The organism is Acidisoma sp. 7E03, from assembly GCF_054665075.1.
In genome coordinates this window covers 42493-53672 of sequence record NZ_BAAFHE010000017.1, presented here as the reverse complement: position 1 = coordinate 53672, position 11180 = coordinate 42493, and the positions used below count along the sequence as shown (strand labels likewise).

11 protein-coding genes and 1 tRNA gene are annotated in these 11180 nt (G+C 69.6%); 8 read left to right on the top strand and 4 right to left on the bottom strand.

What is annotated here, in order from left to right:
• Positions 1 to 14: 14 nt before the first annotated feature.
• The 6 genes from ACYQ6W_RS20625 (at position 15) to ACYQ6W_RS20600 (ending at position 4504) form a co-directional block, all read left to right on the top strand.
• Positions 15 to 91: transfer RNA gene (locus ACYQ6W_RS20625), tRNA-Met, on the top strand.
• Positions 92 to 245: 154 nt separating this feature from the next.
• Complete coding sequence (locus ACYQ6W_RS20620; RefSeq protein WP_459677947.1) at positions 246 to 1142, top strand: SDR family oxidoreductase; 897 nt, start codon at positions 246 to 248, stop codon at positions 1140 to 1142.
• Positions 1143 to 1329: 187 nt separating this feature from the next.
• On the top strand, positions 1330 to 2271 hold the full coding sequence (locus tag ACYQ6W_RS20615) for an ABC transporter substrate-binding protein (RefSeq protein WP_459677946.1): 942 nt from the start codon (positions 1330 to 1332) through the stop codon (positions 2269 to 2271).
• A gap of 24 nt (positions 2272 to 2295) precedes the next feature.
• A complete protein-coding gene (locus ACYQ6W_RS20610; RefSeq protein ID WP_459677945.1) occupies positions 2296 to 3012 on the top strand; it encodes a TenA family protein in 717 nt (238 codons plus the stop codon).
• Positions 3009 to 3749: an ABC transporter ATP-binding protein gene (locus ACYQ6W_RS20605; protein ID WP_459677943.1), complete on the top strand. Its 741-nt coding sequence runs from the start codon at positions 3009 to 3011 to the stop codon at positions 3747 to 3749. Before ACYQ6W_RS20610 ends, ACYQ6W_RS20605 begins: the two co-directional genes overlap by 4 nt.
• A complete protein-coding gene (locus ACYQ6W_RS20600; RefSeq protein WP_459677942.1) occupies positions 3746 to 4504 on the top strand; it encodes an ABC transporter permease in 759 nt (252 codons plus the stop codon). Before ACYQ6W_RS20605 ends, ACYQ6W_RS20600 begins: the two co-directional genes overlap by 4 nt.
• A gap of 150 nt (positions 4505 to 4654) precedes the next feature.
• Here the strand turns inward: ACYQ6W_RS20600 and thiM are convergent, their stop codons facing one another.
• Positions 4655 to 5449, bottom strand: coding sequence for a hydroxyethylthiazole kinase (thiM, locus tag ACYQ6W_RS20595; RefSeq protein ID WP_459677941.1), 795 nt, complete (start codon positions 5447 to 5449; stop codon positions 4655 to 4657).
• 119 nt (positions 5450 to 5568) lie between these two features.
• Here thiM and ACYQ6W_RS20590 point away from each other — a divergent pair, with 119 nt between their 5' ends.
• Positions 5569 to 5994: a hypothetical protein gene (locus ACYQ6W_RS20590; RefSeq protein ID WP_459677940.1), complete on the top strand. Its 426-nt coding sequence runs from the start codon at positions 5569 to 5571 to the stop codon at positions 5992 to 5994.
• Here the strand turns inward: ACYQ6W_RS20590 and ACYQ6W_RS20585 are convergent.
• Complete coding sequence (locus ACYQ6W_RS20585; protein WP_459677939.1) at positions 5975 to 7279, bottom strand: lipopolysaccharide biosynthesis protein; 1305 nt, start codon at positions 7277 to 7279, stop codon at positions 5975 to 5977. The two genes, ACYQ6W_RS20590 and ACYQ6W_RS20585, sit on opposite strands and share 20 nt — an antisense overlap.
• Before the next feature lie 62 nt (positions 7280 to 7341).
• On the opposite strand from ACYQ6W_RS20585, the gene ACYQ6W_RS20580 reads away from it, so the two are divergent.
• Positions 7342 to 8460, top strand: coding sequence for a hypothetical protein (locus ACYQ6W_RS20580; RefSeq protein ID WP_459677938.1), 1119 nt, complete (start codon positions 7342 to 7344; stop codon positions 8458 to 8460).
• Here ACYQ6W_RS20580 and ACYQ6W_RS20575 read toward each other — a convergent pair.
• Entirely contained in the window at positions 8441 to 9394 is a 954-nt protein-coding gene (locus ACYQ6W_RS20575; RefSeq protein WP_459677937.1) for an NAD-dependent epimerase/dehydratase family protein, read from the bottom strand. The genes ACYQ6W_RS20580 and ACYQ6W_RS20575 overlap by 20 nt on opposite strands.
• The gene (locus tag ACYQ6W_RS20570) at positions 9391 to 11142 is read right to left on the bottom strand and encodes a fatty acyl-AMP ligase (RefSeq protein ID WP_459677936.1); all 1752 of its coding nucleotides are present in this window, start codon (positions 11140 to 11142) and stop codon (positions 9391 to 9393) included. The genes ACYQ6W_RS20575 and ACYQ6W_RS20570 overlap by 4 nt, the downstream gene beginning before the upstream one ends.
• Positions 11143 to 11180 lie beyond the last annotated feature (38 nt).

Here is an 11180-nt window from a genome sequence, read left to right as displayed (position 1 = left end):
CACACCATCACCCCCGCGGGGTGGAGCAGCCCGGTAGCTCGTCAGGCTCATAACCTGAAGGTCACAGGTTCAAATCCTGTCCCCGCAACCAAATCTCCGTCAGAAAGCCCGATGGCCGTCCAGGCCTCGGGCTTTTCTTATGTCTCGTGCAAAGGGGGAAGAACTTATACCAGGATAAGCTTTCGGCTTTACCCCTTTGCCCTCTGCCCGCATCTCTCCGCCCTCAAGCAAGCGGAGAGTTCCCCATGCGTATCTTTGTGACCGGCGCCACCGGATTCATCGGTTCCGCTCTCGTCCCCAACCTCATCCAGGCCGGCCATCAGGTTCTCGGCCTGTGCCGGGCGCCCGAAAAGGCGGCGGCCCTCGCGGCCCAGGGCGCCGAGGTGCTGCAAGGCTCGATGACGGATCATGCCTTGATGCGCTCGGCCGCCGCCGGCAGCGACGGCGTCATCCATCTCGCCTTCAATCATGATTTCTCGACCTTCGCCGCCAATTGCGCGGATGACGCAGAGGTCGTCACCGCGCTCGCCGATGGCCTCGCCGGCACCGGCAAGCCGCTGGTCGTGACCTCCGGCGTCGCCATCGGCCGCGCCGCCCCGGGCGCGATTCTGACCGAGGAGGCGCCCACTCAGGACGCCGAGGTCATCCCCCGCGCCGCCTCCGAACAGGCACTGTGGGCGGCGGCCGCGCGCGGTGTCAAAGCCATCGCCATGCGCCTGCCTCAGGTGCATGACAGGCGGCGCCAGGGCCTCATCACCCCCTATATCGGGATCGCGCGGGAGAAAGGGTATCTCTCCTATGTCGGCGAGGGCACCACGCGATGGGCGGCCGCCCATGTTTCGGACGTGGCCCCGCTCTACCGGCTGGCGATCGAACGCGCCGCCCCGCGTGCCGTCTACAATGCGGTGGGCGAAGAGGGTGTCTCGATCCGCGCCATCGCCGAGACGCTGAGCGCGCGCCTCGGCCTGCCGGTGAAGGCGCTGACGCCCGAGGAGGCGTCAGCCTATTTCGGCTGGATGAGCCGCTTCGCTCAGCATGACATGCCGGCCTCCAGCGCCCGCACGCAGGCAGACCTCGGCTGGACGCCGCAGGGACGGGGCCTGCTCGCCGATCTCGCGGAACTCGACCTGTCGGAGGGGTGAGCGGGAGGCCGACAGAAAGGCTGACCGGGAGGCTGGCGCGCGTCCGCGGCGATTGAAGGATGCGCGCCGCCATGTCCCTTTTCATCCCTCCGCGTCCCGCGTAAGCGGAAGGCGCCCGGATGGGTGCCGACTCCGCGCGGCTTGGGCATCGGGCCCGAGAGCGCGCGGCGGTGAGGAGGCTCTTCTCTTGCGTCGTTTCCTGCTCAGTCTCGCGGCCCTGCTGCTCGCCATTCCGGCCGCCCATGCCAATGACAAGATCACGCTGCTCCTGGATTGGTTCGTCAATCCGGACCATGCGACGATCCTCGCCGCCGAGTATTCCGGCGCCTTCGCGCGCGAAGGGCTGGACGTGAAAATCATCGCGCCCGCCGATCCCAGTCTGCCGCCGCGCCAGATCGCGGCCGGCCAGGGCGATCTCGCGCTGACCTATCAGCCGCAGCTCTATTTCATGGCCGAGCAAGGCCTGCCGGTGGTGCGCGTCGGCACGCTGATCGACAAGCCGCTGAACGTGCTCGTCGCGCTCAAAAGCAGCGGCATTCGCAGCGTGGCGGACTTCAAGGGCAAGAAGATCGGCTATTCGGTCGCGGGCCTCGACGATTCCATCATCGACACGATGCTGAGCCATGCCGGCCTCTCGCCGCGGGACGTGACGCTCGTCAACGTCAACTTCGCGCTCGTCACCGCGCTGACCTCGCATCAGGTGGATGGCGTGATCGGCGCCTATCGCAATATCGAGGTCAACGAGCTGAAGGAGATGGGCAAGGACCCGATCACCTTCTCGCCCGAGGATTACGGCGTGCCGCCGGATGACGAGTTGGTGCTGATCGCCAATAAGCGGGAGGCGCATGATCCGAAGATCGCCAAGTTCCTGAAGGCGCTGCAGGAGGGAACGGCCTATCTGCGCGCGCATCCGCAGGAGATGTGGGCGGATTTCATCAAGCAGCATCCCGACCTGAACACCACGCTGAACAAGACGGCCTGGTTCCAGACGCTGGATTACTTCGCGACGAATCCCTTCACGCTCGACCGGGCGCGCTACCTCGCCTACGAGCAGTTCATGGTGGAGCGCAAGCTGATCAAGACGAAGCCGCCGCTCGGCGCTTATGCGATCGAGCTGCAATCCCCCTGAGATGCGCGGCAGGACGAGGCGAAGATGACGGTGGACGAGAACGCCCAGGCCGTGGCGCCGGATTACGACTACGGCCTCTTCGGCCGGCTGCGGCGCGATGCGGCCGCGGCCTGGGGCGCCTATCTCGATCACCCCTTCGTCCGCGCGCTCGGCCGCGGCACGCTGCCGCAGGCAGGCTTCCAGGCCTTTCTCATCCAGGACTATCTCTATCTCATCCACTACACGCGCGCTTATGCGCTGGCCGGCTTCAAGAGCGAGACGCTGGCGGAGATCCTCGCCGCCCAGCGGACGATGACGGCGCTGCTCGAGGTCGAGATGCCGCTGCACGTGGCCTATTGTCGCGAGTGGGGGATCAGCGAGGCCGAGATGGAAGCCGCCCCGCCCGATCTGCGCATGACGGCCTATGCGACCTTCTTTCTCGAACGCGGCGCTGCCGGCGACCGGCTGGACCTCGAGGTCGCGCTGGCCCCCTGCCTCGTGGGCTATGCCGAGATCGCCGAACGCCTGCTGGCCGATCCCGCGACGGTGCTGGAGGGCAACCCGTACGCGCCCTGGATTCGCAGCTATGCCGGCGCCGAGTATCGCGCGACGGTGGCCCAGGCGATCCTTGACCTCGACGCCTATGGCCAGCGCCGAGGCGCGGAAGCGCGCTATCCCACCCTGCTCGAGACCTTTCGCACCGCAAGCCTGCTCGAAGCCCAGTTCTGGGACATCGGCTGGCCGGGTGGGGCGGTGGAATGACGCCGAGCGGCTGCCCGGGCCTCGTCATCGACGGGCTGACGCTGCGCTTCGGCGCCCGGACGATCTTCGAAAACCTGCATCTCACCATCGAAGGCGGCACCTTCGTCGCCCTCCTCGGCACCAGCGGCGTCGGCAAGACCAGCCTGCTCAAGATCCTGGCGGGCCTCGCGGTGCCGAGCGCCGGCGAGGTGCGGGCGACGGATGGGCGGCCGCTCGCCGGCCGGGTCGCCTATATGGGCCAGACCGATCTGCTCTATCCCTGGCTGACGGCGCAGCAGAACGTCATGCTCGGCAGCCGCCTGCGGGGCGAGAAGCCCGATACCGCGCGGGCGCTTCATCTGCTGGAGCGCGTCGGCCTCGGCGATCGGGCGGGGGCATTGCCCGGCGCGCTTTCGGGCGGCATGCGTCAGCGCGCGGCGATCGCCCGCACGTTGTATGAGGACCGCCCCATCGTGCTGATGGACGAGCCCTTCTCCGCGCTCGACACCGTGACGCGCGCCCGCGTGCAGGAACTGGCGGCCGAGCTGCTCGCGGGCCGTACGGTGCTGCTCATCACCCATGATCCCTTCGAGGCCTGCCGCCTCGGCCATCATCTGGTGGTGCTGTCCGGCACGCCCGCGACGCTCGGGGCTCCGATCCAGGTGCCGGGCCATCCGCCGCGGATGCCGGACGATCCGCAGCTGCTCGCGACACAGGGGCATCTCCTGCGTCAACTGGCGGAGGGTGCGGCCGCGTGATCCGCCATGTCCTCCGCCCGCTCATCACCCTCGCAGGGCTCATCCTCGCCTGGTGGGCGGTCACCGCCTTTACGCCCGTGCCGCCCTATATGCTGCCGAGCCCGGTGGCCGTAGCGCAGGCTTTGGTCGCGCAGCGCGAGACCCTGCTGGGCGCCGCCGCCACCACCTTCGCGGAAATCCTCCTCGGCCTCCTCTGCGGGACCGTGCTCGGCGCCGCTCTCGCCCTCGGCATGGTCTTCTCGCCCCTGTTGCAGCGCTGGCTATTGCCGCTGCTGCTGCTGAGCCAGGCGATCCCGGTTTTCGCCCTGGCGCCGCTTCTGGTGCTGTGGTTCGGCTTCGGCATGGCCTCGAAAGTGGTGATGGCCGTGCTCGTCATCTTCTTCCCGGTCACCGCCTCTTTCTTCGATGGGCTGCGGCGGGTGGATCGTGGCTGGCTCGATCTGGCGCGGACGATGGATGCGAGCCCTTGGGCGATGCTGCGCCACGTGCGTCTCTACGCCGCTCTCCCGGCCTTCGGCTCGGGCCTGCGCGTCGCCGCGGCGATCGCGCCGATCGGCGCCATCATCGGCGAATGGGTCGGCTCCTCCGCCGGACTCGGCTATGTGATGATAAACGCCAATGCCCGCATCCAGACGGATGTGATGTTCTCGGCGCTCACCATCCTCTCGGTGATGGCGATCCTGCTCTGGGTGCTCGTCGACCGGTTGTTGAAGCGCATCCTCTACTGGGTGCCGGAGACCACCGGCACGACATGATCGCGCTCCGTTCATCGTCACCCGCGGCTTTATGCCGCGGGCCTACCCGTTGCGGCGCCCAAACGCCGTCAGGGCGCCTGGGCGGGTAGATGCCCGGCTCAAGGCCGGGCATGACGATTTTCAGGATGGCTCCGTTCGCGTCAGGGCGGCCTAAACCGTCTCTTCCGCGGGATCGAGCAGGGAGAGTTCGTCGAGGAACTGGGTCGCGAAGCTGCCGAGGCCGCGGGCCGCCGCGGCGCGCTCCGAGGCGACGGCGAAGATCGCATGGGCGGCGGCGACGGCCGTCAGCCGGTCCTCGGCCTTCGCGAGCAGGCCGGCGACGAGGGCGCCGAGCGAGCAGCCCGCGCCGGTCACCTGGGTCAGCCGCGCATCGCCGCCGGTGATCGCGATCGTCGTGCGGCCATCGGTCACGTAGTCGGTCGGGCCGCTGACGGCGGCGATGGTGCCGCGTTCGGCCGCCACGCGCTCGAGATAGGGCAGGGCCTTGTCCGAGGTGGTGGTGGTCTCCACGCCCTGGCCGCCGCCATCGCCCCCGGCAAGGGCGATGAGTTCGGAGGCATTGCCGCGAATCGCCGTCGGCTTGAAGTCGAGCAGGCTGCGGACGACGGCATCGTATTCCGGCGCGCCGGCGCCGACCGCCACGGGATCGAGCACCCAGGGCACGTTCCCCTCATGCGCGGCACGCGCGGCGGCGCGGATGTCCTCGGGGCCGCAGCTCATCAGGCAGGCCGTGTTGATCCAGACCGCATGGGCATGGCGGCCGAAGACCGTCGGCCAGTCCATCGCCGTGCCGATGGCGGGGCCGGCGCCCATGGCGAGCAGGACATTGGCCGTGAGCCCGGCGGTGACGTAGTTGGTAAGGCCATAGCAGAAGGGTTTCGCCGCCTTCAGCCGGGCCAGTTCATGGCGAATGGCCGCATCCGTCCAGGAGAGTGTCTTCATCATGCGCTCCGCTGCTGCCGCCGCCTCGGCGGCTCTTGGCCCGTGGCGGCGATAGAGACCCGCTCCGCGCCCGATGGCAAGGCAGGCTCCGCGTGGTCTGGCGTGAGGCGGAGGCGGGGGCTATGTCGAGGCTCTTCGTGAAGGAGTTGCCGATGCGCCGCCTGTCCGCCGCCGCCGTGATGGCTGCCGCCTGCCTGACCGCTTCGCAGGCACAGGCGGCCTCGCCCTTCGACGGCACCTATCGCGGCACCACGACGCCGCAATGGGCCGGCCGTGGCTGCGGTGACGCGACCCAATCCATCACCATCGAGATCGCGGGCGGCACGGCCTGGACGCATCACCACAAGCTGACGGGCTCGGTCGATTCGGCCGGCCACCTGTCGCTCGCGGATGGAAGCGGCCGGGCGACGCTGACCGCGAGCATCCAGGGCAACCAGCTGCAGGGGACCGAGACGGTGATGGTCAGTCCTAAGAAGCTGCGTGGCTTCTATTCCGGGGATGCGGCTGACACGCAATGCACCCGCCAGGTCAGCGCCGAACGGGACTGACCGCGCGGGCGGCGGCGAGCGCGAACATCAGCAGCGCAAGCGCCGAGGCGGCGAGAACCGCGATCGCCGCGCCCTCGATCCCGTCGAGCGGCAGGCAGATGGCGAGCAGCCCGAGCAGGCCGAGGGTCGCCAGGATGCGTACCCCGAGCGCGCGGCCGGCCCGGCCCATGGCGACCAAGGCCGGCTCGAAGACCACGCTTGCGAGGTCGAGCGCGGCGGCGAGGCCGAGCAGGACGAGCAGGGGATAGACGTCGAGATAGGCGCGCCCGCCGACGAGGTGCAGCAGCGGCCGGCCGAGACAGATCAGCAGCAGGGTGATGACGGCGCCTGCCCCGGTGGCGAGGGCGGCGGCGCGCAGGATGAGGCGGCGGAAATCCCCCGCCGCGCCGCTGCCATGGGCGCGCGCGAGTTCCGAGAACATGGCGCGGGAGGCCATGTCCGAAATGCGCGCCAGCGCCTGGGTGAGCTGTGACGCCAGGCGATATTGCCCGGCCCCGGCGGCACCCGCGAAGAGGCCCACCAGCAGCACGACCGCCTGTTTCGCCCCCTGGTCCAGCGTGGTGTTCAGATTGGTCATCCAGGTGAAGTGCCAGATGCCGGCATTCTCCCGCACGGCATGTGCAAGCGTACGGGGAGAGGGCCAGGCGAGGGCGCCGGGTACGCTGCGCGCGACCGCCATCCAATAGGCGGCGGCGGTGAGGAGTTCGGCGGCCGTCCAGGCAAGCAGGAAGCGGCCGACGGTGGCGCCGGCCGCCACCGCGGCAAGCGCGCCGAGGAAGCGCGTGATCGGCGTCACCGCGTCGGCGGCCGCCCCCGTGCCGAAGCGGTCATGCAGGCGCAGGATGCCGACGGCGGTGGAGCGGGTGGTGAGCAGGATGACGAAGGAGAAGCCGAGGCCGCTGAGGGCGAGGCCCGGCGGCCAGCCGAGCCGGGGGCCCAGCAGCCCGACCGCGAGGCTCGCGACGACGCAGCCCACCAAGGCCGCGCCGAGGTCGATCGTGAGGCAGAAGGCGCCGAGCCGCGCGGCGGCGGCGCGGTCTCCCGCCTGCAGATGCGGCAGGCCATAGCGGACCACGATCTGCCAGGTCTGGAAGGTAACGAAGGCGGCCACCGCCTGCGCGCCGCCGGTCACGAGGGTGAACTCGCCGAAGCCGCGCGGGCCCAGCAGACGGGCCGCGAGCGCCAGATAGACCAGGCTGAGCACGGCGCCGACACCCTTGCCCGCCAGCAGCCAGCCCAGATTTTGGAAGATACGGCCGAGAGAGCCGCCGCCGCTTCGCGTCATCCTCGACCCGCTCTCAGCGCCGATTGCCAAGCGGCGCTGCGCATCGGTAGAGACGGGGCAGGATGAACATCGCCTTCCTCTACATCGCGGAAGCCTATCAATGCTACCACGGCGCCGCGATCGCCCATGCGCTGGCGCGGCATCCGGGGGTGACGGTCGACAGCTTTATCAACGATCCGGAGGCGGCGCGGCCGCTGGCGCGCATCGGCGACAGCCTCGGGCCACCGGCGATGACCAGTCGCCGCCTGCACCGCTCGGCGCTGACCCGCTTGCTGCAAAGCGCCCTGCGCCGCTTTGGGATGTTCAAGACGCTGGTGATGCTCGACAACCGCCGCCTGCTTGACGGGTATGACGCGATCGTCGCAGTGGAGGATACGGTATCGCTCGCACGCCGCCTCGGCATCCGGCATCCGAAACTCATCCTCTATCCGCACGGCGCGGGCGACCGGGCGCGGAGCTTTTCGCATCAGGCCAAGCCCTTCGATCTCATTCTCGTCTCGGGGCCGAAAAGTGCGCGCCGCATGATCGAGGGCGGCTTCGCGCAGCCCGATCGCTGTGTCGCGGTCGGTGCGGTCAAGCTCGAAACCTGCGCGCTCCTGCAGAGACAGGCGGCGCCGTTGTTCGCCGAGCCTCGGCCGATCGTCCTCTACGCTGCACACAAGGCGCCGAAGCTCACCTCCTGGCCGCGCTTCATCGCGCCGATGCTGGCGGATTTCGCGGCACAGAAGGAGTTCAACCTGATCGTCGCGCCGCATGTGAAGATGTTTCGCAGGCGTGAGGCGACGCTGCGTGCCGCCTGGGAGGCGCGCAGCACGCCGCAGATCCTGATCGACACAAGCTCCGACCGGCTGCTGGACATGACCTATACGGAAGCCGCCGACATCTTCGTGGGGGACGTCAGCAGCCAGGTCTATGAATTCCTCGTACGGCCGCGGCCCTGCGTCTTCCTCAACGCCCATCGCCTCGCTTGGCAGGGCGACCCTAATTTCGCGCATTGGCAGCTGGGCGACGTGGTGGAGGACCCGCGGGATCTGATGGCGGCGATCCGCGCGGCGCCGGCGCGCCATCATCTCTATCGTGCGAAGCAGGAGGAGATGGCGCGGGCCTCCCTGGGGCCGGTGGAGGGAGCCTCCGGACGCGCGGCCGCCGCGATCCTCGCCTTCATGCGGCACGGCGGTTGACGCCGTTCCACCAGGCGACGGTCTCGGCCATGCCAGTGTCGAGGTCGATCGTCGGGCGCCAGATCGCCGCTGGAATTTGCGTCTCCGGGTCGATGCGCCAATCGCGATGCAGGATTTCCCGCGCCTTGCCGAGGCCGAAGATCGCCGCATGGCCGCGCAGTTCGGCGAGACGGTCGCTGAGATAACCGGCGGCGAGGAGGGCCGCGTCCGGCACCGGTACCGGACGCGGCGCCGTGCCGAGGGCCGCACCGATGCGCGACAGCAACTCCCGCCAGCCGTAGCCATCGGTCCGGGCATCGCCCAGTTCGTAGGTCTGCTGGCGGAGGTCGCTCATCGCCAGAGCGCGGACGGCGGCCGCCGCATCGCGCACGTGGATCATGGCGATGCGCGGCTCGGGCGCGCGGATGGCGGGCGCCAGGCGGCCGGCAGCGAGCTTCAGCATCGCCAGCCCCTCGCGGTCCCAGGGGCCGTAGATGGCGGAGGGGCGTAGTACCGCCCAGGGGTGACCCGTGCCGAGAATGGCCGCCACGGCCTCTTCGCCGGCGCGCTTGCTGGCCGCATAGGCGGAAAGTTCGGGGCTGCGGGCGGCGAGCGAGGAGATGAGGAGCAGGGGCGGCGCCGCAGGTTCGGCCGCTACTGCCTCCGCAAGGTGGCGTGTGCCCTCGGCATTGATGGCGTGGAAAGCGGCAGCGTGGCGCGCCTTCACCAAACCGGCGGCATGGACGACGAGGCGCGCGCCGGAGACCAGGCGCGCCAGCGCCTCCTGATCGGCGAGGCCGCCGAGCACGAGCTGCAGCGGCAGGCCTTCGAGTTGCGGATGGAGGGGCGCCGCCCGCACCAGCAGGCGCACCTGCCAGCCCGCCTCGGTGAGCGCCACGGCGATGGCGCGGCCGAGGAAGCCGGTGCCGCCCGTCAGCGCCGCGACCGGCGTCACGCCGCGATGGCGCCTGCCGACGGCGCGAGGGAGGCGAGGTAGTTCTGCCGCGCGCGGGCGCGGCTCAGCTTGCCCGAGGAGGTATAGGGCAGGCTGCCCGGCGGCAGCAGCACCACCCGCGCATCCGCGCCGTGGTGGCTGCGCAGCGCACCGGCGATCTCGGCGGCGAGCGCTTCACCCGAGGCCGCATCCGAGACGCCGCGGGCCTCGACGGCGATGACCAGCACCTCCTGCCCATCCTCCTCGATCGAGAAGGCAGCGACGTCTCCGGTGCGGATCTGCGGCACCGTGCGCTCCACCGTCCATTCCAGATCCTGCGGCCAGATGTTGCGGCCGTTGATGATGATGAGATCCTTGGCGCGACCGGTGACCACCAGCGTCCGCCCGATGCGGTAGCCGAGGTCTCCGGTCTCCAGCCAGCTGTCGTGGGAGAGGCTTTCCCGCGTTTCCTCTGGCCGGTTCATGTAGCCCGCCATGATGCTGGGGCCGCGCACCAGGATGCGGCCCACCGCACGATCCCCAAGCGGCGTGTCGTCTGGGCCGCGCACCTGGATCTCGTGGCCGGCGAGCGGCTCGCCGCAGAGCACGAAGCGGCGGCGGCGAGCCGTCTCCCCATGGGCCGGGCGGGCGAGGCCCGCACTCTCCAACAGATCGAGGTCGAGCGTTTCCGTCTCGAAGCCGCGGCGCGTGGGCGCGAAGGCGATGGCGAGCGTCGCTTCCGCCATGCCATAGCTTGGCAGAAACGCGCGCGCATCGAAGCCGCAGACGGCGAAGCTCTCGGCGAATTTGGCGAGCGCGCCCGGGCGGATCATGTCTCCGCCGATCCCCGCGATGCGCCAGCAGGAGAGGTCGAGCCCGTCCTTCTCGATCGAGCGTTCGCGCCGCGTGCAGAGATCGAAGCCGAAGCTCGGGCTATAGGAGACGGTACCGCGGTTCTGGCTGATGAGGGCAAGCCACAGGCGGGGCCGGCGGGCGAAATCCTGCGTCGCCAGGAAATCGACCGAGACCTGCCCGGCGAGCGGGCTCAGCAGGAAGCCGACCAGACCCATGTCGTGATAGAGCGGCAGCCAGGAGACGGCCCGGTCATGGAGCTGGATTTCCATGCCCTGGTTGAGGATGCCGACGGCATTGGCCATCAGCGCGGCCTGCCGGATGATGACGCCCTTCGGAAAGCGCGTGCTGCCTGAGGAGAATTGCAGATAGGCCGTATCCTCGGGGCCGATCGCGGGCAGGCGGCCCTCCCACGGTGCCAGGCGGGCGAGGTCGGCGACGGTGCCGCAAAGACGCAGGCCCGCCGCTTCCGCCATCGCCGAGAACCAGGGCACCAGGCTTTCCGGTGCGAAGAGGGCGGCCGCGCGGGATTCTTCCACCAGCCGCGCGACGTGGGAGACGTAGGTCTCCCGCCCGCCGAAGGCGAAGGGCAGGGGCATCGGCACGGGCACCAAGCCGGCATATTGGCAGGCGAAGAAGACGCGGACGAAATCCGGGCTGGTCTCGGCGATGACCGCGATGCTGTCGCCGCGGGCAAAGCCCAGGCCGAGCAGGCGGCGCGCGAGATCCAGCGCATCGGCCCGGAGGTTGCGGTAGCTGAGCGTCGCCGCCAGCTCTCCGCGCCCCGAGTAGAAATTGAGGCCGGTGAGCCCTTCGGCGGCATAGTCGAGCGCGTCCGGCAGGGTGGCGAAGTCACCTGGGCGAAGGGGCAGGCCGCTGAGCGAGGGGGTCGGTCCGGAGGTGAGGTGCAGATCCAAAAGGGCGATCCAACTATGCTACGGGCAAGGTGCGTGGG

Excerpts from the sequence above, each read along its gene's own strand:
- ACYQ6W_RS20590 (WP_459677940.1), top strand. The coding sequence starts at position 5,569 with ATGTCGAGGCTCTTCGTGAAGGAGTTGCCGATGCGCCGCCTGTCCGCC.
- thiM (WP_459677941.1), bottom strand. The coding sequence starts at position 5,449 with ATGATGAAGACACTCTCCTGGACGGATGCGGCCATTCGCCATGAACTG.
- ACYQ6W_RS20610 (WP_459677945.1), top strand. The coding sequence starts at position 2,296 with ATGACGGTGGACGAGAACGCCCAGGCCGTGGCGCCGGATTACGACTAC.
- ACYQ6W_RS20585 (WP_459677939.1), bottom strand. The coding sequence starts at position 7,279 with ATGACGCGAAGCGGCGGCGGCTCTCTCGGCCGTATCTTCCAAAATCTG.
- ACYQ6W_RS20620 (WP_459677947.1), top strand. The coding sequence starts at position 246 with ATGCGTATCTTTGTGACCGGCGCCACCGGATTCATCGGTTCCGCTCTC.
- ACYQ6W_RS20580 (WP_459677938.1), top strand. The coding sequence starts at position 7,342 with ATGAACATCGCCTTCCTCTACATCGCGGAAGCCTATCAATGCTACCAC.
- ACYQ6W_RS20605 (WP_459677943.1), top strand. The coding sequence starts at position 3,009 with ATGACGCCGAGCGGCTGCCCGGGCCTCGTCATCGACGGGCTGACGCTG.